Raw genomic sequence first — 23,046 nt, forward strand, 5'->3', positions numbered from 1 at the left:
ACCTCCTTCAAAGATCCACTTTTTCGATTTCAAAATCTAAAAAGTCTAAACAGAATTTATAGCGTTCCTCGATCTCCTCATGGTTGTTACCGGTGATATACAGCGTACCTAACCGATAGCAAAAACTATCCTGATGAAGCAAATCGCTAAGGCGCTGACCTGGGGAAACGTCCAGGCATACGTCGGTATGAGGTAGTTGCTGTTGCAGTGCCTGGATGTTTTCTTGGCTAGGCACCCGCGTAACGATGCCATCTTCATGGGCGTAAGGGATAAAGCATTTTGCCGCCACAGGTGCCACGCCCTGGCGGCTTAATAAAGAAGGGCGCTGACCCAAGGCGATGTCGATCGCCACCTCATGGTTGGACATGCCATCCACCAGAACGAATATCTCGCTATGTGACTGTGAAATACGCGTATTGACTTCTATCAGCCAAAGTTTGTCAGTTGCTTCGTCCCACATGAATTCAGCATTAAAGCAGCCATTATCGTAGCCAATATGGGTAAGAAACGTTTTAGCGGCTTCCACCATTTTATGGTGTACATGCTCGGGTAGATTGCTGGGGTATTCCAGGCGGTCATAAAGGGTTAATGAGTCATCAGCTCTGGGCTGTGAAATAATTCCATGCACATTGAATTCGCCCTGAAAAACCGTGCCCTCAGGAGCCGCCTGTACCCCTTTTATGATCTCTTCAACAATGCAGGAATTACCATCCAGTTCTTTGATCTCTTCCGGTAAGTCGGCGTACTCAAGCGCTTCATTGAACGGGTCGCCAAGCTGGCGAATACCCTGACGAATTTCCTCAATAGCCTGATCAAATTGCGCTTGGTTCTCTACTTTGAAGCCCAAATGAGACGAGAATGCTTTTACCGGCTTTATCCAGAAAGGAAAATCAAGGGTGACCTGATCAATCGGGTTCTCTTTGAAGGGATCTACGCCGCAGAAGTCAGGTACGACGTCAGGAATAACCTTCTGCTGCTCAATACGGCTCCAGAGTTTATGCTCACAGGTTAAAACGCTGGTAATAGACGGCGAAGGGATATCATATTGCTGACAAAGTAAGGGGACTAATACGCTAGTTGGAAAGTCCCACTGAGCGATGATGCCATCGACAGTGCCAGCGAAATTCTCTAATTGAGCCTTCGCCACATTTAAAAGCTGATTAAACGACAGACTTTCAGCCTCAACTGCTGTATTAACACTAAGTAGCTCATGAATATCCAAAGCTTTAGCTTCTCTTAGCGTTTCCATCGCGCGACGCTGTTTATCTTCTAAAGCAATAACAAAGATATTACGTTTCATCATTCTCTCCTTGAATTAGAAAGCCTACTCCTGATGCTTCAGATTAAGTGTAAGATAACTATCCAGTAACATCCTTGATATATGTAATTTTTAAAAGTTCCTTAAGCACTGGCTGAGTTTAATTTTTAACAGGTTTTAAAGTGAGGTTTATGCGGTTTTTAAAGGACATAGCGTTTTCATTGTGTTTATAAATGTAACGCTTTTTATCAGATGCGATACTTCACAAAAAAACCGTCAGGTAAGTAAAGTGAGGTTTTAGAAGGAATCATTTTAAAATTTAATAATTGTTAAAATTCTCCATCGATAACACGTTAGAGCTGTACTCTTAATCAGATTGATGAGGCAAATAGTCCTTGTTTATATTTTCGGCGTTGACTATATTTTTCTCGCCCCTAATCTCTTTTGGTTGTATTACGACTTTACTTTAAGATTATTATGTATAGCTTGTGTCTAACTACAAAGGAGTGTAGAAATGGAACAGGTAATCGCTGGAAACTATAAGCTTATGGATAAGAAAAGCTTTAGTAACTTTTTTAATGACTTCGAAACTAAAGGTTTCGATATAACTTTGGAAAATGTGCTGGGCCTATATGGAGAATTAGGCCAAGAGTCATTAAACAGTTTGTATGAAATACCTAGAAAGATAGTTGAACTAAAGAGAAATCAGAAGATGTTCTCTTTATGTGATGATCGTGCGGACGTATTCGTTGTTAAAGAAGGATGGGCTAGCCTATGTCATTTCAATGATAAACGAGGCCAGGATATATGTAACGTGTTTATGCCTGGTGATATTATTGGGGTTAGAGAAAGTTTCTTTGAAAGCCATGAAATCACCATTTTAGCGCTTACTAATTGCAAGCTAGAAAGAGTGCCGGTTGAAAGTATTCATAAGCTTTTTAAAACAGACATGGATATTAGAAAGGCCGTTATGTCCTATATTATGGTCAACGATAATATCACCATTGAGCGCCTGAGAAGCTGCACACATCACCGTTCTGAGGAGCGTGTCGCCCATTTTTTATTGGAAATTTATACGCGATTTTGTTTTAAAGGATTGCTGCATACAAATATTTACTCATTCCCTGTTACCCAAGATGTGGTGGGTGAACTGTTGGGTATAACCAGTGTTCACGTAAGCCGATGTATGACTGCTTTAGAACAGAAGAAGTTTATTCGTAAGACGCGAAGCAGTATCAAGCTTCTAAAGCCTGATGAGATGGCTAAGATAACAGGCTTTGATAGCGATTTTATTTATGGACATATTCGTCTTGATTGAATTATTTAAATTCATTGTCGATGGTTGTCAAGTGATCGCTAATAGGTTTGTCAGAGAGCTTAATGTTTCGTTGCGTTAATTATTTAAACTGTGAATTTTAATGATTTGAAATGCAATATATATAGTTTTCATGAATTGAAGGATACCTATTTTTACTAATTAAAGTGAGTGATAGGCCTGCTGAATTAAAAGTGTCGAATTATTGATGCCTCTGCCCGATGCGATAGATTTTCGCGTGAGCTGTTTTGTAAAGCTCATGCTTTTTTGCGTACAGTTTTTCTAATATTCTTGTTAAAAGTTAACCTATGTTTGTTTTTTTAAAAATGCTGGGTGATTCGTGGGCTAGTAGATAGTGGTTGGTGCCCCCTAGTGATCTAAGAATTAAGGCTGAAACGTTATAAGACTATTGCCTAGTGTTCAAAGGCTGCCAGGGATTGCCGCTTAAAGCGGCAGGCGGCGTAATGCTTGGCCAGTATTTTGATAAGGTTGCCCAAATAATGAGAGTGGCTTTCTACTCATAAAAAATTAAGACGAATCTCATAACGCACGTTATAAAAGCCGGATAAAAGGTTGCAGTCATGTATAGGTTGGCTACCTTAGTTATGGCATGACATTGATCTGAAATTTAATCATACAAGGAGTGGATTAGATGACAGTCAGCAATCTATCTTTCCATAATGTAATGGCTCATAAGCAATATAGTGAGCTAGCGGATGTACCATCTTCTAATCCTTCAATGGCGCAGGATGTTTATCCTTCGCGCTTGGCCGAGTCGCCCCAGGCATTGTGGCAGCCTCGCCAGGATGCGGTAATAAAAGGGCGGCATCTGTCCGGTCCGCTTAGTAAAGCGCAGTTGGAAGAGTTTGAGCGTAAGGGGTTTCTTTTTATCCCTCATCTTATTAGTGGCGATGAGCTTGATGAGCTATGCGATGAGATGCAGGCGTTAATGAGCACTGATGCATACCGTCATCAGGATTTCAGTATTACCGAGCCTGAAAGTAATGAAATCCGCTCGCTGTTTGCGGTACATAAGTTATCAGAACGCTTAGGTGCCTTGGCAAGCGACGAGCGTGTGGCCGGTGCAGCGCGGCAGATCATCGGTGATGATCCGTACGTGCATCAGTCACGCATAAACTATAAGCCTGGGTTTGCCGGTAAGGGGTTCAACTGGCACTCAGACTTTGAAACTTGGCACGCGGAAGACGGTATGCCGGGTATGCACGCAGTCAGCGCCTCGTTAATTCTGACCGACAATCACGAATTCAATGGTCCGCTGATGCTGATTCCCGGCTCACACAAGAAGTTTGTGCCGTGCCTGGGGGAAACGCCTGAGGATAACCATAAGAGTTCGTTAAAAGCGCAGGAGGTGGGTGTGCCAAGCCCTGAAGCGCTGACTGAGCTGGTGGCCGAGCACGGCATTGAAGCGCCCAAGGGAAAAGCGGGCGGACTGCTGCTGTTTGACTGCAATACGCTGCATGCGTCCAATGCCAACCTGTCGCCAGATCCGCGTAGCAACGTATTCTTTGTATTTAACCGCCCGGATAATCGTTGCCGTGAGCCGTATGCGGCACCCAAGCATCGCCCGGATTTTCTTGCTCATGCGCCTGATGACAGTCAGTCATTAGCTAAGTGATTTTCCGACTAGCGACAATCGCGTATTAGGTTGTGGAACATGCACATAGGTAGGGTAGACTGTTGCGTCTGTCGTTAAGAACGCGGCACGTATAATGAGAAGGAGAATACCCCCCATGCGTCTTGTTCCACAATTTACCGATGGTCAGGCATTTTCCCATGCGTTGGGCAAAGTCGTGTGTGTTGGCCGCAACTACGCTGACCATGCTAAAGAACTCAACAACCCGGTGCCTAGCGAGCCGCTGATATTTATCAAGCCAGCCACCAGCGTTGTTGATATTACGCAGCCGCTTAACCCGCCTTTTTCGCGTGGTGATGTGCATTACGAAGCTGAGCTTGCGCTGCTAGTGGGTGAAACCATTACTCATGCAACGCCTGATGAAGCAGAACGTGCGATTGTGGGGATCGGGCTTGCTCTGGATTTAACCCTGCGTGATGTACAAGCGCAGTTGAAAGAAAAAGGTCATCCTTGGGAAATTGCCAAGGGTTTCGATGGTTCATGTCCGCTATCTCAATTCTTACCGCTTAGCCGTGTGCCCAACTGGAACGCGCTCACCTTTACGCTGGAAATCGATGGCGAAGAGCGCCAGCACGGCGAAGGTTCGGATATGATTTTTGCGATCCCGTCACTGGTCGCAGAAATGAGTCGTCACTTTACCCTAGAGCCTGGCGATGTGATTTTAACCGGTACCCCAGCAGGCGTTGGTGAGTTATCCCGCGGTATATCATTACGCTTGACCCTGACCGGTGGTTTGGAAATTAATACGTCGGTAGTTGAGTAAACCAACTGGTTGAGTAAGCCAACGTTTTGCTATTACAAAAACGCCCCAAGGTTGATCCCAAGGGGCGTTTTTAATGCCGCCGCTATTACTTCAAGGCGTTACTCTAAAGACGCTACTCTAAATAGGTATAGCCTTCCAATCCTTCACTCAGGCTGGCCGCAAAGCTTTCACGCTCCTGGTCGGAAAAACCGCTCTGCGCTATTTGCTCGGTCAGCTTGCGCTTTAACACCTCTGCATCAAAGTTAACGTAAGCCAGTACGTCCGCCACGGTATCACCAGCAAGCGGGTTGGAAAGCACCCATTCGCCGTTTTCGTTCAAGGCGGCATCTACCGAGTCGGTATCGCCGAAAAGGTTATGTAAGTCGCCAAGAATTTCCTGATAAGCGCCGACCAGGAAAAAGCCTAGCCAGCGCTCATCTTCTGAAGGCCACTCAGGCAGCGGCAGCGTGCTTTCCACGCCCTGGCCATCTACGTAGCTGTCAATTCGCCCGTCAGAGTCGCAGGTAATATCCTGAATAACCGCTCGACGAGTCGGTGGCTGGTTTAACCCGCTCAAGGGGAGCACGGGAAAAATCTGCTCAATGCCCCATACGTCAGGCACCGACTGGAAAAGTGAGAAATTAACGAACAGCTTGTCGGCAAGCTTCTCCGCCAGTTCGTCCATGATTTCACGATGGGCACGGTTGCGGGTATCGAGCAGGCTGCGTAGGCGGGCACACGCCGCTAGATAAACACGCTCGCCTTCAGCACGGGCGTTGATATCGCTTAACCCCAGAACAAAACGATCTTGAAGCTCACTAACTGCTTGTAGCAAATCGTGCCACGCTTCCACCAGCATGCGCGGTTCCTGAGGCGTGGCAAGCTGGTCAAATACGCGCCATAGGGCATCGACCTGTATATCGTCTTGCGGCGATTTTTCAGGGGGCGTATCGTCGATACGCTCCTCGCCAATCACGTTGGTAATCAACACCGCGTGATGCGCAGTTAAGGCCCGCCCTGACTCGCTGATTAAGTGCGGCTGAGGCAGGTCGGCTTCTTCGCACAGCTGGGCGAAGGCACTGACTACATTGCGCGCGTACTCGCGCATGGAGTAGTTGGCCGAACAGTAGCTACGCGAGCGAGTGCCTTCGTAGTCGATGCCCAGGCCACCGCCCACATCGACCGTATCAATGGGCGCGCCAAGAGTGATGAGGTTTTCATAAAAGCGTGCGCACTCACGCAGGCCGCGCTGAATGTCGCGAATATTGGCGATCTGCGAGCCCAGGTGAAAGTGGACCAACTGAAGGCTCGTCAGCGCGTCCTGGGCACGCAGCGTTTCGACTACCTCAAGAATCTGGCTGGCGGTCAGGCCGAACTTGGATTTCTCACCGCCGGTGTTTTGCCACTTGCCCTTGCCTACCGAGGCAAGGCGGGCGCGTAGACCAATGCGGGGCGTAACATCAAGCTCCCGAGCCTCATCCATGATCAGCTCAAGCTCTGAAAGCTTTTCCACCACCAGATAAACGCGATGGCCGAGTTTTTCGCCCAGCAGGGCAAGGCGTACGTACTCGCGATCTTTATAGCCGTTACACACAATCAGCGAAGAGCCGCCGTCCGACAGGGCAAGAACGGCCAAAAGCTCGGGCTTGCTGCCTGCTTCAAGGCCTACTCGGCCATTGCCACGCTCGGAGGTTGCCAGAATCTCTTCCACCACGCGGCGCTGCTGATTGACCTTGATCGGATAAACCGCGGTATAGCCGCCCTGGTAGTCAATATCGCTCATGGCCGCGTCAAAGGCGCCGCACAGCTGTTCTACCCGGCCATGAAGAATGTCGCTAAAACGCACGAGTACCGGCAAACGCAGACCTGCATCCTGCAATTGGCACACCAGCTCACGCAAGGGGAGAGCAGGGCCTTCAGCATCGGTGCCCAAGGGGCGTACCAGCGCTTGGCCGTGGTCGTCGACATCAAAGTAGCCGCTGCCCCACTGATCGATATTCCATGTGCGGCGGGCACTTAGTGCCGATCCGTTCGTCTGCGTTGCACTCATAAATCAGCCTCAGGCAGTGGTAAGGCGCCATACGCAATGCGCGCGTTTAAAATGGTATGAAAACGCTCAGGGTCGTGGGGCGTCAAGTCATGAGCGGGTGGGTCGACATAAACCACCAACAAGCGCGACAGCCAATAGCGTAGTGCGGTCATGCGCAGCATGATCGGCCATACGTCGCGCTCATCCGGTGTTAGCGGGCGACGTGCCTGATAGGCGCTCAGCACGGCGTTATAGCGCTCGGCATTGAGCGTGCCGTCTTCGTTAGAGGCCCAGTCGTTGATCACAATGGCCAGGTCAAACAGGAAATCCCCCGTGCAGCCGTTGTAAAAATCGATAATGCCGCCCAGGTGATCACCGTCGAACAGGGTGTTATCGCGAAACAGGTCGCCGTGGATCGCGCCTTGGGTCAACTTGTCGTACTGGCTAAAAGCGCTTTCGAAGTCCTCGACCTCGTTTTTCATCAAGGTCTGGTCATCCGGGCTTAAGTAGGCCAGCACCTTGTGGTGCATGGCCTGGAGCCAGTGCAAATCGCGGGGGTTCGGGCGATGACCGGAAAAGTGCTGGGATACCACGTGCATGCGCCCGAGTGTATCGCCCAATGCCTCGCACTGGGTCAGATTGGGGGCATCGGGATGCCGGCCCGGCATGCGCGGAAACAGCAGGGCAGGCTTATTGGCCAAACTGTGCAGTGCGATGCCGTCGCGGTCATGAACCGGGCCTGGCACCGGCAGGCGGTGCTCGTCCAGATAATCGAGTAGTTCCACGAAGAACGGAAGCTCCTCGTGTTCACCTTGTTCAAACAGGGTTAGCACCAGTTCGCGGCGTTCAGTAGTAACAAAAAAGGTCGAGTTTTCCGTGCCGCCCGCCACTCCTTGCAGAGAAACAAAGCTGCCAACATCGAATTTGTCTAAAAACGCAGCGACCTGTGCGTCGCTAAGCGGAGTAAATACAGCCATTAAGGTCTCGCCCAGGTTGCTAAGCCCATTATTGTAGCGGCTTGCTGGCTGAGTTGGCAGCGTTGTTAAACGCTTAAGCTGATTTGTCTGGACGGTTTGTTTCAGCCCGCAGCGCTTAGCGCGTATCATGAAGCTATACTTTTTTTGCAATGGATATTGGTTATGGCCCGTGCTCCGATCGTGCTCGTCGATGGTTCCTCGTACTTGTATCGTGCCTTCCACGCGTTGCCGCCGTTAACAAACACCAAAGGGCAGCCGACGGGGGCTGTGAAGGGCGTGCTCAACATGCTCAAGCGGTTGATCAAGGATTATCCGCAAAGCCCCATGGCGGTGGTGTTTGATGCGCCGGGCAAAACCTTTCGCGATGAGCTCTTTGAAGACTACAAGTCGCATCGCCCGCCGATGCCTGACGATTTACGCAGCCAGGTAAGCGCGCTGCATGCCTGCGTAAAAGCCCTAGGCTTGCCGCTTTTATGCATCGAGGGCGTTGAAGCGGATGATGTGATTGGCACACTGGCCCACCACGCGACGCAAGCCGGGCGGGATGCGGTGATCTCGACCGGCGATAAAGATATGGCGCAGCTGGTTAACGCGCATATTACGCTGGTGAATACCATGAAGGATGAAACGCTGGATGAAGCCGGCGTGGAAGGCAAGTTTGGTTTGCCGCCTTCACTGATTATCGATTTCCTCGCCCTGATGGGTGACAAGGTGGATAACATCCCCGGCGTGCCGGGTGTGGGCGAAAAAACCGCGCTTGGTCTGTTGCAGGGAATGGGCGGCGGGCTGGACGCCATTTATAGCGATCTTGACCGGGTTAAGACGCTGTCGTTTCGCGGTGCCAAGACGCTGTCCAAAAAGCTTGAAGAGCATCGTGAACAGGCCTATCTCTCCTATCAGCTAGCCACGATCAAAGTTGACTGTGATTTGCCGGTTGGCCTCGATGATCTGGACATCGCCCATCCGGATCGTGAGCAACTGGTGGCGCTTTATCAAGAGCTGGAATTCAAGCAGTGGCTGGCCGAACTCCTGGAGGGTAAAGACGAAGGCGTTGATGACGTAAAAGGTGGCGAGCCGGTGCCAGCCAACGCCGAGGAAACCAGCGATGCGATGCCTTCCAGCAGCCAGAGCCGTCAGGACCATGTCATCGTTGAGCAAAGTGATCTTGACGCCTGGCTTAAGCGGCTAAAAAGCGCCCAGCGGTTCTGCTTCGATCTGGAAACGACCAGCCTGAATTACATGGAAGCTGAAATCGTGGGGGTTGGCCTGGCGCTTGAAGCCGGTGAGGCGGCCTATATTCCGCTGGCCCACGATTACCTGGATGCGCCCGCTCAGCTGGATAGAACCAGCGTATTGGCAGCACTCAAGCCGCTGCTCGAAGATCAAAAGACCATCAAGATTGGCCAGAACCTCAAATACGATATTTCCGTACTGGCCAACTACGACATTAGCGTTGCCGGGCCGCTCGCCGATACCATGCTGGCCTCTTACGTGCTGAACTCCACCGCTACGCGCCACGATATGGATTCACTGGCGCTTAAATACCTGGGCGAGAAAACCATCTCGTTTGAAGAGATCGCCGGTAAAGGCGCCAAGCAGCTGACCTTCAATCAGATTGCGCTGGAGCAGGCGGTGCCTTACGCCTGTGAAGACGTGGATATCACCCTGCGCCTGTACGATACGCTGCGCCCGCAGGTAGAAAGCGAAGGGCGTCTTGCAGAGGTGCTGGATCGCCTGGAGCTGCCGCTAATCAAGGTGATTTCCCGCATTGAGCGTAACGGCGTGGCCATCGATGCCGAGCGCCTGCACGAGCAGAGCCAGCAGCTTGATAAACGCATTCGCGAGCTTGAGCAAAACGCATTCGAGCTGGCCGGGCGCGAGTTCAACCTGGGCTCACCCAAGCAGCTGGGCGAAATTCTGTTCAATGAGCAGAAAATTCCGGTGATCAAGAAAACCCCCAAGGGCGCGCCTTCCACGGCGGAAGCGGTGCTTGAGGAGCTGGCGTTGGATTACCCGCTGCCCAAGGTGATCATGGAGCACCGCGGGCTTTCCAAGCTGAAATCCACCTACACCGACAAGCTCCCCAGGCTGATCAACAAGCAGAGCAAGCGCGTCCATACCAGTTACCATCAGGCGGTCACGGCCACCGGACGGTTATCGTCGTCAGACCCGAACCTGCAAAATATTCCCATCCGTACCGAAGAAGGGCGCAAGATTCGTCAGGCGTTTATTGCCCGGCCTGGCTATAAGATCGTTGCCGCCGACTACTCGCAGATCGAGCTGCGCATCATGGCGCACCTTTCTGAAGACAAGGGCCTGCTAGAAGCATTTGCCGAGAACCGCGACATTCACACCGCCACGGCGGCGGAAGTCTTCGGCACTGCGCTGGATAAAGTATCAAGCGATCAGCGGCGCAGCGCTAAGGCGATCAACTTCGGACTGATTTACGGCATGAGCGCCTGGGGCCTGGCGCGCCAGCTGCGTATCGAGCGCAATCAAGCGCAGACATATATCGATCGCTACTTTGACCGTTACCCGGGCGTGGCCCGCTACATGGACCGAATCCGTAGCCAGGCGGCGGAAGATGGCTTCGTCGAAACCGTGCTGGGGCGCCGTTTGTACCTGCCGGAGATTCACTCGCAGAATCGCAACCGCCGCCAGGGCGCTGAGCGTACCGCGATCAACGCCCCCATGCAGGGCACAGCAGCGGATATCATCAAGCAGGCGATGATCGACGTGGATGCCTGGCTTGCAGAGGGCGAATTCGATGCACTGATGGTCATGCAGGTACACGATGAACTGGTGTTCGAGGTTAAAGAGGACCAGGTGGAAGCGTTTATTGGTGAAGTGCAGGCGCGCATGCAGGCGGCTGCCGAGCTTAAAGTGCCGCTGATTGTCGAGGCCGAAAGCGGGGCTAATTGGGATGAAGCCCACTAAGGTATACCGCAAGACGGCCCGCCAGAAGGCGGGCCGTTGATAGCCCAAGCTGACCATGGGCAGCTTTTGTCTACATTCGCCTAAAAGACTAGAAAATATTGTTAGAGTAGCTTCGTGCCGACCGGAACAGGCTGATCCGGTACACATAGCGCAACGTCACCGTTCTCATTGTTAAAGCCCGTGATTAGGCATTCCGACATGATAGGCCCAATCTGCTTTGGTGGAAAATTAACCACTGCCACTACCTGCTTTCCCACTAGTGCTTCAGGTGTGTATAGCTGAGTCACTTGTGCACTCGACTTCTTCTGGCCGATCTCGGGGCCAAAGTCCACCAGTAGCTGATAAGCAGGCTTGCGCGCTTCGGGAAACGGCTCCGCTTTAATAATCTGTCCCACACGCAGTTCTACTTTAGTGAAGTCATCCCATGCAATCGTCATTATTAAAAAAACCTCTATCGCCTTTAGGTTGGGTCCGCCAGGTTAATCATGCCTTATTGTTCAACACACTAACGCTTAGCTGATGACCTTGTGCACTCATTTGGTCTGTGCCGAGAAGCTCAGGCAGGCGCACCAGAGCCGTTATGCTTGTCCTGCACGTCGCGCACTGGTCCGTGACAGCGCGGCCCAATCCAGATGACCCTCCGCATGAGCCAGGCTTTCGATATGTGCATCTGATAGCGTACTGGCCAGGGGGAGCGGCACATTGACCTGTTCTGCTGCCGCCTGCGCTAGACGAACATCCTTCAAGCCTAATGATAGTTTGAAGCCCGCCGGTTCAAAGCGCTCCTCCGCAATGGCTAAGCCATAGCCCTGATACACGGGAGCCGAGAAGACCGTGGAGGTCGCTAACTCCAGAAAGTCGGCTGCGCTGGCATTGTGGCCTCGCACTAGCGCTGCCGCTTCACCCATCGTGCCGATAGCACTGGCAATCATAAAGTTGACCGCCAGCTTGACCGCATTGGCCTGTTCAGGGCGCTCACCTATGTGCCAGGTCTTGCCGCCGAGTACATCAAACAGGGGCTGTACCGTTGTCAACGCAGCGGCATCGCCCGCCGCGAGAATATTGAGCTGACCAGCTTCGGCCACATTAACCCGACCCAGCACCGGTGCGGCAAGGTAGTCAATACCTTGCTCGCGGTGTGAGTCGGCAAGCTCAGTCGCCAGAGCGACGGAAACTGTTGCCATATTGATGTGGATAACGCCTGGACGGAGTGATGCAAGCACCTGAGCGTCCAGTACAATGGCGCGTGTAGCGTCATCATCAGCCAGCATTGAGAGTACGATGTCTGCCTGTTTAACGGCGTCGTCTGGTGTGGTTGCCACCTTGGCGCCGAGTGATGCAAGTTTTTCAACTGGTGCTGGCGAACGATTCCAGACATGTACCGCATAGCCAGCATTGAGAAGGTTGATCGCCATTGGCAGGCCCATAGTGCCAAGGCCGAGAAATGCAATGTTCATGTGATGTCCTTTGAATGATTATGGAAGTGATCGTTTTCTAAATGGCCAAAAAAAATCAGCCCAGTGCCTTTAGCGCGGCATCCACCACTGCCAGCATATCTTTACGGCGACGACCGGTTTTTCCCACCACGCGCATTCCCTGGGTAAGGCACAGCAGCATGCGAGCGGTTGTTTCGCAGTCCACATGGGGAGCAAGAGACCCATCCTGCTGGCCCTGGCGGATCATATCGGCCAGCATGGATTCATTGCGGGTTAGCGCCGAGATGACATGCTCGGCCACATACTGATCGAATGCCGAAAGTTCGGTTGCGCTACCAACCACCAGGCATCCCTGCTGCCCTTGGGCACCTTGAGCCGATTCGGCGTAAAAGATAAGCACATTGCGCAGGCGTTCAAGCCCCGTGCCTGTGGTGTCCACTGCCATACGCAGCAGCTGTGTGCGTTGTGCGCGATAATGCTCGAAGGCCGCCAGGAAGATGGCTCGCTTGCCCTTAAATGCCTTATAGAGGCTCCCCTGGGTCAAGTCCATCGCCTTGGTTAGATCAGTGATCGAGGTGCCGTGGTAGCCACGCTTGCTGAACACCTCTACAGCTCGATCTAGCGCTTGATCAATATCGAACTCGCGTGGGCGGCCGCGGCTGCGTGAAACGGTTGATGTTGGACGATGCGATGTGGTCATGGAAAACACATTGGAAAATGATCGTTTTCAAATTTAGCATAAAATCCATGTAATGGCATTGTTTGTTGACTATGTCCTTTACAGCTGATGTTTTAGGTCACAGAAGCCGCTAAACAGCAAAACGGCCCGCCAAATGGCGGGCCGTTTTGTTTGCGTGGGGGAGGGCTTAGCGCCAGCCCACACGGTCAAAAATACGAATGGCTTCGGGATTGTTCTCACCCAGCACATTGATATTCAAATCATCCTTCTTGAAATCACCCCATGATTCCAGAACCGGGTCTTTCTTGATGCCGTCGACGACCGGGAACTCATAGTTACGCTCGGCGAGAATTTCCTGGGCGCCGTCAGACGACAAGAACTCCAGGAACTTGATGCCGTTTTCAGGGTTTTGCGCATTGGCAACCAGGCCCGCGCCGCCAACGTTAACGTGGGTGCCACGATCATCCTGGTTGGGGAAAATGACCCCGACCTTGCGGGCTGCTTCGCGGTCAGATTCGGTGTCGGAATGCAGCATGCGCACGTAGTAGTAGTGGTTGGCAACGGCCAGGTCACACTCACCGCTGGCAACGCCGAGGATCTGGTCGGTATCGCCACCTTCCGGGTTGCGCGCCAGGTTGTTGACTACGCCCTGGGCCCACTCTTCGGCACCTTCTTCACCGTGGTGCTCAATCATGGATGCAAGCAGCGACTGGTTATAGATGTTGTTGGAGGAGCGAATGCAAAGTTTGCCTTCAAACTGCGAATCCGCTAAATCTTCGTAGCTTTCGATCTGGCTGGGGTCGAAGTTTTCACGGTTATAAAAGATCACTCTGGCGCGCTGGCTAAAGCCAAACCACAAGCCGTCAGGCTGGCGCATCGACTCAGGCAAGCGCTCGTTGAGCACCTCAGAATCAACGCTTTGGAACAGGCCATCCTGCTCGGCGCGCCATAAACGGCCCGCATCCACAGTCAGCATGACATCCGCAGGGCTGGCAATGCCCTCACGCTGCATGCGCTCCATCAGCTGGTCGGAGTCGCCTTCCAGAACGTTCACTTCAATACCCGTCTCGTCGGTGAACGCTTTATACAGAATTTCATCCGAATCGTAGTGGCGGGCAGAGTAAATGTTGACCGCATCGGCAAGTGCCGTGCTTGAAACCGCGGCACCCGCAAAAATAGCCGCGATAGACGCTGAAAGGCGTGTTATTTTCATATGGTTAGCATCCTAAATGATTATGATAATAAGTTGCATTAAGGTTGTTGCTATTGAAGCCTTTCGCAATGCCGGGGTCAAGAAAAAGTGCCAGGATCAATAAAAAATAAGAACAAGGCGTTCGTGGTCGCGCAACCCCGCGTGCATATCGGGGCAATGAAAAATACAATGGCAGGATATTCAACGTAGCCTGCCGGGCAGCACGACATATGTGCTGGTCAAATAAGACGCTGGTTCAACGAGAGCATGGTGACATTATGGCGGTAACCGTTTCATCCCTCGAAAACACCACTCACATGGCCCTGTCGCTAGACAAAGTCCATCACACGTTTGCGGCAAACCAGGTGGTAAAAGGCGTCTCGTTAGACATTGCCCCGGGCGAAGTCGTTTGCCTGCTGGGGCCATCGGGGTGCGGTAAAACCACGTTGTTACGTATTGCTGCGGGGCTGGAGATTCTTCAGCAAGGAAGCGTTAGCCTGGAAGGGCAGGCCATTGCAGCGCCCGGTCAGCGCCACCTGCCGCCGGAAAAGCGTAACGTCGGGTTGGCGTTTCAGGACTCGGCGCTTTTTCCCCACTTGAGTGTGCTTGAAAACGTCACCTTTGGGCTCAAGCAGATGCCCGCACGCCAGCGCCGTGAACGCGCGGTCGAGCTGTTGGCTCAGTTGGGAATGGCGGACTACATCGATACCTATCCGCATATGCTGTCTGGCGGTCAACAACAGCGCGTTGCCTTGGCCCGGGCGCTGGCGCCAACACCCAAGCTGATGCTGCTCGACGAACCCTTTTCAAGCCTGGATGCACGCCTGCGTGACCGCATTCGCGACGATACGCTGCACGTGCTGAAGAAGCTTGGGTCAGCCACGTTACTGGTGACCCACGACCCGGAAGAAGCCATGTTCATGGCTGACCGAATTGCTCTTATGCGCGACGGCCGGATTATTCAAACGGGCACGCCGCGTGAGCTTTACTGCACGCCGGTCGACCCGTTTGTAGTGACCTTTTTTGGTGAGGTAAATGAACTCAGCGGTACGGTGAATAATGGCCGTGTGCAGACCCCGGTAGGCGAGATAGATGCCAGCTGGCTGCCCGAAGACAGTAAGGCGCGGATCATGATTCGCCCTGAGGCGCTGCGGCTTCAGGAGCGCGACTTGCCCGCAGACGCTCACCGGCATAGCCATGTCGTCATGGCAAAGCTACTGGGCCGTTCCAGCCTGATTCACCTGTGCGCCCACGGAGCTGATGGCCAGGAAGCGCATCTACATGCCCGCGTGCCCGGTGTCTTTCTACCCCAGGAGGGCCAGCCGATTGATATCGACCTGGACCATTCTCAGGTGTTTGTTTTTCAGGATGAAGCTTAGGTAGAACTGCCCAGTAGGTTTACTGAGCATGGCTGCCGGGCCGAGCCCGGCGCATGGCCAGGCTAAGCAGAATCACCGGCAAGATACCCACCACGACAATGGCCAGCGACGCGGTGGAGGCCTCAGCCAGACGCTCGTCGGACGCCAGGCTATACGCGCGTACCGCCAAGGTATCGAAGTTGAACGGCCGCAAGATAATCGTCGCGGGTAGCTCCTTCATGACATCCACAAACACAAGAATTCCGGCGGCCAACAGGCTGCTGCGCATCAGCGGCGTATGAATACGGCGCAGCGTGCCGCCCGCCGTTTGGCCCAGGGTACGCGAGGCGGCGTCCATATTGGGGGTCACTTTGCCAAGGCTTGCCTCAACTGCATTAAACGACACGGCTAAAAAGCGCACGACGTAGGCGTAGATTAAAATAAACGCCGAGCCGCTAAACACTAGGCCGATAATTTTTCCGTAGTGGGCGTGTAGCCACGTATTCAGCGTGCTATCCAGCCAGGCAAAGGGGATCAAGATACCCACCGCGACCACCGAGCCGGGAATGGCATAGCCCATGGCGGCGACCCGAGTAAATAGACGGGCGCCGGGCGAGTTATGCAGCCTGACGCCATAGCTCAACAGCACAGCAAGGCCTACGGCAATCAACGCCGCTACCGTGGCGAGGCTTAAGCTGTTGGTAGCAAAGCGGATAAAGCGCGTGCCCAGCAAGGCGTCGCCCTGCTGAATAGCAAGGTTCAGCAAAATACCGCTCGGCAATAAAAAGCCGATGACGATAGGCAGTAAGCAGGCGAGGGTTGCGCCGAGAGCGCGCCAGCCGTCCAGGCGGTACTCAGGCAACTGTTGGTAGCGGTTGGTGGTATGAAAATAGCGCCGCTTCCCACGCGAGAAGCGCTCCAGCAGCACCAGCACCATCACGAACGTCAGCAAACAGGCCGCCAACTGAGCGGCTGCCACGGGCTCGCCCAGCCCAAACCAGGTTCGGTAGATGCCGGTGGTAAAGGTATCCACGCCAAAAAACTGCACCGCGCCAAACTCGTTGAGGGTTTCCATCAGTACCAGCGAAACGCCACCCACCAGGGCCGGGCGCGCCAGCGGCAAGGCAACGCTTGCAAACAGGTGCCAAGGGCCACGACCCAGCGTGCGCCCTACATCAAGCACGCATACCGATTGCTCAAGAAAAGAGGCGCGGGCAAGCAGATAAACGTAGGGATACAGCACAAACGTGATCAGCGTCGCGGCGCCGCCTAGCGAGCGCACGTTGGGGAAGTAGTAATCGCCGTACTGCCAGTCAAACCACCCACGTAGCGCACTCTGTAGCGGTCCAGCCACCTGCAAAAAATCCGTGTAAGCGTAGGCGATGACATAGGTCGGCACCGCCAGTGGTAATAAAAGCGCCCACTCAAAGATTCGTTTGCCCGGGAAGCGGCACATCACCACCAGCCAGGCGCTGCCAGCGCCAATGATTAACGTACCCAGCCCTACCCAGAGCACGAGCCAAAAGGTATTCGACAGATAGCTGCTCAACACGGTGCTCGCCAGGTGCTGCCAGACGCCTTCGGTGGGCACGAATATATAGCTCAAGACGACCAGAATCGGCAGGGCTACCGTCAGCGCAATCAAGAACAGCGCACATGACCACGGTGTGAGCGACAGCGTAAAGCGTGATATAGCGTCTGGAAGTAGCGCCAATCGTGAACGGCGAGCGGGAATTGGCACGTCGTTGTCTCCTGGGACGAGGCTGGCAGCGCTGACTCGTCAATGCGAAAAAGTAACGGCTGCAAATAGTATCACTTGGGCACTTCGGCTGCAGCTAACCCTCTATCTATATAAAAAAACCATACAAAACCCCCGCCTAAGAGCGGGGGAGTAGCGGTAGAAGGTGAGTGCTGAACGTGTTGGCCGGTTAGTAGCCGATCATCAAGCTGGGCAGGCCCGTGACCAGCCAGGGGAAGAATGACATCAGTACACAGGCCAGCAGTATAAGTGCCACAAACGGTACTACGGCTTTATACAGATCGACGATCTCGACCCCAGGCGGAGCCACGCCTTTCAGGTAGAAAAGCGCATAGCCAAACGGCGGGGTGAGAAACGAGGTCTGCAGCACCACGGCTACCATGACCACAAACCATAGCGGGTCGACACCCATCTGCTGAATGATCGGCAGCATGATGGGAAAGCTCAGCAGTACGATGCCGGTCCAGTCGAGGAACATGCCTAGCACAAATACCAATAGCAGCATCATGATAAGTGCACCGGTATTGCCGCCGGGCATGGCCAGCAGCAGGTCTTGAATCACCTGCATACCACCGCCGCGCGAGAATACGCCGGTAAACGCGGTGGCGCCCACGAGCACCAGCATTACCATGGTGGTGGTTTTTCCCGCTTCAAGCAGCGTTCTGAAACAGGTGGAAAGCCGCCTGTCGCCAAAGATCAAAAACAGAATAAAGGCGATGAAAACGCCAATCGCAGAGGCTTCTGTTGCAGTGGCAATCCCGGTAAACAGCGCACCCAGCACCCCAAGGATCAACGACATGGGCGGCACCACATATTTGCCCAGCATGATTAGAAGCTGCTTGGTGCTAACTTCAGCGCGCTCCTCTTTAGGCACGGGCGGGCCGTAAGAGGGTTTAAAGTGGCAGATCAGCAGGACGTAAAGCGCATACATCACGCCCAGCATCAATCCAGGCACCATGGCGCCCGCAAACAGCGCACCCACCGAAACCGGCGAGTAGCTCGCCATCAGGATCAGCATAATGCTCGGCGGAATCAGAATGCCCAGGCAGCCGCTGGCCATGATCACGCCTGCACTGAGCTCCTTGTTATAGCCATACTTGAGCATCGGCACTAACGCGATCATGCCCATCACGGCAATGGAGGCGCCGACAATGCCGGTCGTCGCGGCCAGCAACACCGAGACGATGACCACCGTTAGGGCTAATCCGCCGCGCAGGTTGGCCAGCAGTAGACGCATGGCGTCAAACATTCGCTCGGTAACCCCGGAGTCGTTGAGAAAGCGGGCCATGAGTACAAAAAGCGGTATTGCCACAAGTACGTAGTTATCCATGGCATTGCCATAGATATTATTGATCAGCGTGCCGAGCACTCGCTCTCCTGGGCCAAGGAATGCGCCAATGACCGCTACCCCGCCCAGCACAAACGCAAGCGGGTGGCCCATAAAAAGCCCCACCAGCAGGCCGCCAAACATGACTAATGCGAGCAATTCGGGACTTAGGTTCATGTCGGCGTCTCCTCGCGTAACTGCATTATGGTCCGCAGGACAATGGCGATGGCTTGCAGCAAAAGTAGCGCTGCCGCCAGCGCAATCACGCCCTTAATGGGATAGACCGGAATCGACATCATGCCGTAGGTGGTTTCGCCACGGCTAAACGCTCGCTCGAAAAACAGCCACCCGTACTTGAGCAGCATCCAGATAAACGGCACGAAGAAAACCACATAGCCCACTAGCTCAAGCAGTGCCTGTTTTTTGCGCGATAGCAGACGCTTAAGAACATCCACTTCTACATGAACATGGTGACGTAGCCCGTAGGCCGCCATCAGCATGAAGTGCGCGCCAAACAGCATCTTGGTGATATCAAAGGCCCAGTCGCTTGGGCGGCCGAACACAAAGCGAGAAATAATATCGAACAGCACTATCAGAGTAATGATGGCAATCAGCGGCGCAATCAGGCGTCCAAACGCTTCATTGAGTGCATCAATGGCTTGGGCAACGGCATTCATGGGAGATCTCCGGTCAGCACAACAACCGCCCCGGCAATGCCGGGGCGAAACATGAGCGCCTTACAGGCAAGCTTCGATCTCTTCCAGGGAAGGCAGATTGTTCATGGTGCGGCTCATATTGAAAGGCACTGAAACGTCACGCCACGTCGCGTACTCCTGCAGGTACGTAATCATAGAGTGATAAACCTTAGCGTGATCGGGGTTTTCACAGGCGCCCTGTACGATGACCTGGTTAGTGACGTCTTGAATGCGTGCCAAGTCCTCTTCAGAAAACTGGTTGATCGTTACCCCTGCATCGATAAATTGCTGGGTGGCGGCGTTGGACTCATGCTCAGACCAGGACAGCGACCAAGCCATAGTGGCGTCAGCGGCAATGCGCAGCTTCTCCTGGGTCTCTTCAGAAAGCGCGTTCCAGGCATCCATGTTGATCATGACGCCAAACACGCTGGCCGATTGGTGCCAGCCCGGTGTTGCCCAGTTATCGGCGACTTCGGCAAAGCCTGCCTTGAAATCCACGCCTGGGGTTGAAAACTCACCGGCATCGATCACGCCACGCTCGATTGCCTGATACACCTCACCCCCGGCAAGTGTTACCTGTGAGCCGCCTAGCTGCTCCAGAACACGCCCTTGGTCACGGCCTGAGAGACGTAGACGCTTGCCTTCAAGGTCCGCAATGCTCGCGATTGGCGTGCGTCCCATAAAGCCTGACTCGTTATTAGTAATGCCGTAGGGCAGGTACATCATGTTGTACTGGCCATAAATCTCTTCGTAGAGTTCACGGCCACCCCACTGCTGAATCCAGTTAAGATAGTCGACGCCGTTAAACAGGCTAGTAGTGGTGGCTAGAGGAGAGAAGGCGGGGTTTAAGCCAGCCCAGTAGCCGGGCCAGTCACCGGAGGCTTCGATGCTGCCGGTTTCCGTGGCATCAAACACTTCTGTGCCGGGCATTAACGTACCGCCAGATCGAAAATTGATCTGTACTTCGTCGCCGGCGAGTTTATTAACCAGTTCTACCCAGTGCTGATCAATCTTGATGAGGTCAAGGTTATCCGGCCAGGTAGAGGTCATTGTCCACTGTTCTTGGGCTTGTGCAGTGGTGGCGAGCGCTGCGAACGTGATGCTTGCCGCAAGCGTGGTGAGGCTGAATCGAGTGATCTTTTTCATGTTATTTTTCCTGGTTGGCTTAAGGCATTATTAGTGTTTGTTACCGTAATGCAGGAAAGTGCAATAAAGGAGCTAACGTTTACGTAAAGTAGAGCAAGCGCCTGACTGCACCGCTAAATTAGCACAGTCTTACTGCTGCGGTGCAATCTGAGTAAGATAAGTAAAAATCGAAACTTTTTATATTTTGAAATTTTATATTTATTTTAATCAGTTGCTTACGTTTTTTTCGAGATTTTTTAGCCTGCTTGATTAGGATGCTTAGCGTTGAAAAACGCCTTTTTGTTCAACCAAAGTTTTAAAAAAGTTTTAAATAAATAATGGAACTTAGGAGGCTCAATGCCAGCGTTGTCACAAGAAGGATTGACGAAAACGTTAAGTATGCCTGGTCAGTCACCCTTGCGAGCTTTAATGGCTCATGCCAAACGCTTACACAGGCGCCGATGGCGGCAACTGGTATGGCTTACGGGAGACCCCGGTGAGTGCCGTGATCAAGCTCTCAAACTATGGCAGAGCGCTTGCTGGCAAGCGCCTTTATGGGTTGCCCATCAGACAGATAGTGCTCCGGTCGAGTCTTGGCTCACCCCACGTAAAGCACGTACGCGTTTGGGCGCCGAGCACCAGCTTGTGGTCATGGATGCCAGTGGCAGCGCGGGTTTTGACCCTGAAGCATTGGGTGCGCTGGCGGGTACGCTGACGGCGGGCGGCTTGCTGGTGCTGATAACGCCTTACCCTTGGGGTGAGCGCCCAGACCCTGATTATGCCCGGTTTGCCGATCACCCCTGGCAGTGGGAGCAGTTAACCGCCCACTATTTAGCGCGTCTGGCTCGCCTGCTTGATGAGCGCACAGATATCGTTACCTGGCACGTGCCCGATCGGCCGCAGCTTCCCCGCTTGAGCGCACGCTCAGCGCACCAAGAGAGCGTTAACGACAGCGCATGCGCGACGCTCGATCAGGCCGCTATCGTTACCCAACTGGTGAACTTAAAGCGCCGCCGCCCGCTGGTCATTACCGCGGATCGAGGGCGGGGCAAAAGCGCCGCCCTGGGAATTGCCTGTGCGCGGCTTCTAGCAGGCGGCACGTCGTCTATCATCGTCACGGCTCCACGCTTGAGCGCGGTGGAAAGCCTGTTTATGCGCTTGGAAGCTCTCTGCCCCGAGGGAGCGCGCATCACGCCCAGCCGCTTTCAGCTCGCGAATAAAAGCGAGCTGTGCTTTTTACCCCCCGATGTGCTCACCGAACAGGTGGCGACCAAGAAACTGGGGGGCGATGGCAGTTATTTAATGGTTGATGAAGCGGCGGCGACTCCGGCTTCCCTGCTGGCTCAGTGGCTTACGGCATTTCCGCGGATTGCGTTTGCGACCACTATTGATGGCTATGAAGGTTCTGGGCGGGGGTTTGCGCTGCGCTTTCGCGATGTGTTGGCGCGGCTTACACCGCAGTGGAAAGCGCTAACGCTGAATACGCCGATTCGCTGGGCCGCGGGAGATCCGCTTGAGGCAACGGTCAACCGGCTGCTGTTGTTAAAAGCGCCTCTACCGGTCTCTGATCAGCGCGATCAAGCGCCAGCCTCTTATACGCTCGAGCGCGCCGAGCTTGCTCAAGACGAAACTGCTCTTGGGGCTATGTTTGGCCTTCTGGTGCAGTCTCATTACCGCACGTCGCCCAGCGATTTGCGTCAGCTTTTGGATGGACCGGGCACTTCGCTGCGGCTGATAGGCCAGAGCAGCGCACCGCAGGCCGTATTGGTGGCCCGGGAGGAGGGCGGCTTTACGGCTGAGCTTGCCGAGCAGGTGGCGTTGGGGGTGCGACGCCCTCAGGGCCACCTGATGGCCCAGTCGCTTGCCGCGCATAAGGGCAGCCGCGCTGCGCTTACCGCTCGTTGGCGGCGTGTGGTGCGGATTGCCACGCATCCTGAACGCCGCCGGGAAGGGTTGGGCCAACAGCTAATTGCCGAAGATAGTCGCGAGGCCGCGGGCCAAGGAGTAGCGCTGTATGGTGCCACGTTCGGCGCGGAAGCATCTCTGCTACGCTTCTGGCTGGCTCAAGGGTTTCAGCCCGTGCGCTTGGGCATCACGCGTGAAGCGGCCACAGGGGAATTTGCGGTAATGGTGGCCAGGGCGCTGAACGCTGAGGGCGAGAGCGTATTAAGTAGCTTAACGGCAAGTTTTAGCGCGTCACTACCGGGGTTGCTGGCGTTCGAATTAACGACGTTACCGCCTGACGTGGTGGCGTTATTGCTAAGGGCGCTGCCTTCAATGCCGCTCACTGCTGCAGAGTGCCAAACCATCAACGATGTAGCGCACGGGCACCGTGACCCGGTATTCGCGCGGGCGGCGCTTCAAGCGCTGGCGCGTGAAACCAGTCGCCTGCAGGATATAAGCGCTGCCACTGCACACCAGCAGTTAGCGGCGTGGGCGTTTCAAAATCGCCCTTTAGCGGCAGCACACGGTGATAGCGTGCGTGCGCTGCGCCAAGTCGTTGAACAATTAGCCTCACAATACATACTTTTCCCGCATCGTTCGGAGGAGTAAAGTGGGGCGA

17 protein-coding genes are annotated in these 23,046 nt (G+C 53.7%); 6 read left to right on the forward strand and 11 right to left on the reverse strand.

What is annotated here, in order from left to right; all coding sequences use genetic code 11:
- Positions 1-7: 7 nt before the first annotated feature.
- A complete protein-coding gene (locus tag ACT3XD_RS09065; RefSeq protein ID WP_192537737.1) occupies positions 8-1,300 on the reverse strand; it encodes an ATP-grasp domain-containing protein in 1,293 nt (430 codons plus the stop codon).
- 472 nt (positions 1,301-1,772) lie between these two features.
- On the opposite strand from ACT3XD_RS09065, the gene ACT3XD_RS09070 reads away from it, so the two are divergent.
- The 3 genes from ACT3XD_RS09070 to ACT3XD_RS09080 all read left to right on the forward strand — a co-directional run bounded on the left by ACT3XD_RS09070 (position 1,773) and on the right by ACT3XD_RS09080 (position 4,990).
- Positions 1,773-2,576, forward strand: coding sequence for a Crp/Fnr family transcriptional regulator (locus tag ACT3XD_RS09070; protein WP_192537736.1), 804 nt, complete (start codon positions 1,773-1,775; stop codon positions 2,574-2,576).
- A gap of 649 nt (positions 2,577-3,225) precedes the next feature.
- Entirely contained in the window at positions 3,226-4,209 is a 984-nt protein-coding gene (thpD, locus tag ACT3XD_RS09075) for an ectoine hydroxylase (protein ID WP_192537735.1), read from the forward strand.
- Between the two features lie 115 nt (positions 4,210-4,324).
- Positions 4,325-4,990: a fumarylacetoacetate hydrolase family protein gene (locus ACT3XD_RS09080; protein ID WP_192537734.1), complete on the forward strand. Its 666-nt coding sequence runs from the start codon at positions 4,325-4,327 to the stop codon at positions 4,988-4,990.
- Between the two features lie 112 nt (positions 4,991-5,102).
- Here the strand turns inward: ACT3XD_RS09080 and speA are convergent, their stop codons facing one another.
- Positions 5,103-7,019, reverse strand: coding sequence for a biosynthetic arginine decarboxylase (gene speA / locus ACT3XD_RS09085; protein ID WP_192537733.1), 1,917 nt, complete (start codon positions 7,017-7,019; stop codon positions 5,103-5,105).
- The gene (locus tag ACT3XD_RS09090) at positions 7,016-7,975 is read right to left on the reverse strand and encodes a homoserine kinase (RefSeq protein WP_192537732.1); all 960 of its coding nucleotides are present in this window, start codon (positions 7,973-7,975) and stop codon (positions 7,016-7,018) included. Before ACT3XD_RS09090 ends, speA begins: the two co-directional genes overlap by 4 nt.
- A 162-nt stretch (positions 7,976-8,137) precedes the next feature.
- Here ACT3XD_RS09090 and polA point away from each other — a divergent pair, with 162 nt between their 5' ends.
- Positions 8,138-10,912 carry a DNA polymerase I gene (polA, locus tag ACT3XD_RS09095; RefSeq protein ID WP_192537731.1) on the forward strand — a complete coding sequence of 925 codons (2,775 nt, stop codon included), beginning with the start codon at positions 8,138-8,140 and terminating at the stop codon, positions 10,910-10,912.
- 101 nt (positions 10,913-11,013) lie between these two features.
- On the opposite strand, the gene ACT3XD_RS09100 is transcribed toward polA, so the two are convergent.
- The 4 genes from ACT3XD_RS09100 to ACT3XD_RS09115 form a co-directional block, all read right to left on the reverse strand.
- Positions 11,014-11,349 carry a tRNA-binding protein gene (locus ACT3XD_RS09100; protein WP_225736117.1) on the reverse strand — a complete coding sequence of 112 codons (336 nt, stop codon included), beginning with the start codon at positions 11,347-11,349 and terminating at the stop codon, positions 11,014-11,016.
- Between the two features lie 141 nt (positions 11,350-11,490).
- A complete protein-coding gene (locus ACT3XD_RS09105; protein ID WP_192537730.1) occupies positions 11,491-12,369 on the reverse strand; it encodes an NAD(P)-dependent oxidoreductase in 879 nt (292 codons plus the stop codon).
- Between the two features lie 55 nt (positions 12,370-12,424).
- Positions 12,425-13,048, reverse strand: coding sequence for a TetR/AcrR family transcriptional regulator (locus tag ACT3XD_RS09110; protein ID WP_192537729.1), 624 nt, complete (start codon positions 13,046-13,048; stop codon positions 12,425-12,427).
- Positions 13,049-13,214: 166 nt separating this feature from the next.
- A complete protein-coding gene (locus ACT3XD_RS09115) occupies positions 13,215-14,240 on the reverse strand; it encodes a Fe(3+) ABC transporter substrate-binding protein (RefSeq protein ID WP_192537728.1) in 1,026 nt (341 codons plus the stop codon).
- A 257-nt stretch (positions 14,241-14,497) separates the two neighbouring features.
- Between ACT3XD_RS09115 and ACT3XD_RS09120 the strand changes: the two genes are divergently transcribed.
- Positions 14,498-15,598, forward strand: coding sequence for an ABC transporter ATP-binding protein (locus ACT3XD_RS09120; protein WP_192537727.1), 1,101 nt, complete (start codon positions 14,498-14,500; stop codon positions 15,596-15,598).
- Between the two features lie 19 nt (positions 15,599-15,617).
- Here ACT3XD_RS09120 and ACT3XD_RS09125 read toward each other — a convergent pair whose 3' ends face one another.
- The 4 genes from ACT3XD_RS09125 to dctP form a co-directional block, all read right to left on the reverse strand.
- Positions 15,618-17,318 (reverse strand): ABC transporter permease, encoded by a 1,701-nt coding sequence (locus ACT3XD_RS09125; protein WP_192537726.1) that lies wholly within the window; start codon positions 17,316-17,318, stop codon positions 15,618-15,620.
- Positions 17,319-17,505: 187 nt separating this feature from the next.
- Complete coding sequence (locus ACT3XD_RS09130; protein WP_192537725.1) at positions 17,506-18,840, reverse strand: TRAP transporter large permease; 1,335 nt, start codon at positions 18,838-18,840, stop codon at positions 17,506-17,508.
- Entirely contained in the window at positions 18,837-19,340 is a 504-nt protein-coding gene (locus ACT3XD_RS09135; RefSeq protein ID WP_192537724.1) for a TRAP transporter small permease subunit, read from the reverse strand. Before ACT3XD_RS09135 ends, ACT3XD_RS09130 begins: the two co-directional genes overlap by 4 nt.
- A gap of 60 nt (positions 19,341-19,400) precedes the next feature.
- Positions 19,401-20,504 (reverse strand): TRAP transporter substrate-binding protein DctP, encoded by a 1,104-nt coding sequence (gene dctP, locus ACT3XD_RS09140; protein WP_192537723.1) that lies wholly within the window; start codon positions 20,502-20,504, stop codon positions 19,401-19,403.
- Positions 20,505-20,840: 336 nt separating this feature from the next.
- Between dctP and ACT3XD_RS09145 the strand changes: the two genes are divergently transcribed.
- Entirely contained in the window at positions 20,841-23,036 is a 2,196-nt protein-coding gene (locus tag ACT3XD_RS09145; RefSeq protein WP_192537722.1) for a tRNA(Met) cytidine acetyltransferase TmcA, read from the forward strand.
- Positions 23,037-23,046: the final 10 nt, after the last annotated feature.

This window comes from Halomonas sp. AOP7-B1-5 (assembly GCF_052353045.1).
Taxonomy (GTDB): Bacteria; Pseudomonadota; Gammaproteobacteria; order Pseudomonadales; family Halomonadaceae; genus Vreelandella; species Vreelandella colorata.

Coding starts and splice junctions, on each gene's coding strand:
- ACT3XD_RS09135 (WP_192537724.1), bottom strand. CDS start 19,340: ATGAATGCCGTTGCCCAAGCCATTGATGCACTCAATGAAGCGTTTGGA.
- ACT3XD_RS09110 (WP_192537729.1), bottom strand. CDS start 13,048: ATGACCACATCGCATCGTCCAACATCAACCGTTTCACGCAGCCGCGGC.
- dctP (WP_192537723.1), bottom strand. CDS start 20,504: ATGAAAAAGATCACTCGATTCAGCCTCACCACGCTTGCGGCAAGCATC.
- ACT3XD_RS09115 (WP_192537728.1), bottom strand. CDS start 14,240: ATGAAAATAACACGCCTTTCAGCGTCTATCGCGGCTATTTTTGCGGGT.
- ACT3XD_RS09100 (WP_225736117.1), bottom strand. CDS start 11,349: ATGACGATTGCATGGGATGACTTCACTAAAGTAGAACTGCGTGTGGGA.
- ACT3XD_RS09130 (WP_192537725.1), bottom strand. CDS start 18,840: ATGAACCTAAGTCCCGAATTGCTCGCATTAGTCATGTTTGGCGGCCTG.
- ACT3XD_RS09065 (WP_192537737.1), bottom strand. CDS start 1,300: ATGAAACGTAATATCTTTGTTATTGCTTTAGAAGATAAACAGCGTCGC.
- ACT3XD_RS09090 (WP_192537732.1), bottom strand. CDS start 7,975: ATGGCTGTATTTACTCCGCTTAGCGACGCACAGGTCGCTGCGTTTTTA.
- speA (WP_192537733.1), bottom strand. CDS start 7,019: ATGAGTGCAACGCAGACGAACGGATCGGCACTAAGTGCCCGCCGCACA.
- polA (WP_192537731.1), top strand. CDS start 8,138: ATGGCCCGTGCTCCGATCGTGCTCGTCGATGGTTCCTCGTACTTGTAT.
- ACT3XD_RS09070 (WP_192537736.1), top strand. CDS start 1,773: ATGGAACAGGTAATCGCTGGAAACTATAAGCTTATGGATAAGAAAAGC.
- ACT3XD_RS09080 (WP_192537734.1), top strand. CDS start 4,325: ATGCGTCTTGTTCCACAATTTACCGATGGTCAGGCATTTTCCCATGCG.
- ACT3XD_RS09145 (WP_192537722.1), top strand. CDS start 20,841: ATGCCAGCGTTGTCACAAGAAGGATTGACGAAAACGTTAAGTATGCCT.
- thpD (WP_192537735.1), top strand. CDS start 3,226: ATGACAGTCAGCAATCTATCTTTCCATAATGTAATGGCTCATAAGCAA.
- ACT3XD_RS09120 (WP_192537727.1), top strand. CDS start 14,498: ATGGCGGTAACCGTTTCATCCCTCGAAAACACCACTCACATGGCCCTG.
- ACT3XD_RS09105 (WP_192537730.1), bottom strand. CDS start 12,369: ATGAACATTGCATTTCTCGGCCTTGGCACTATGGGCCTGCCAATGGCG.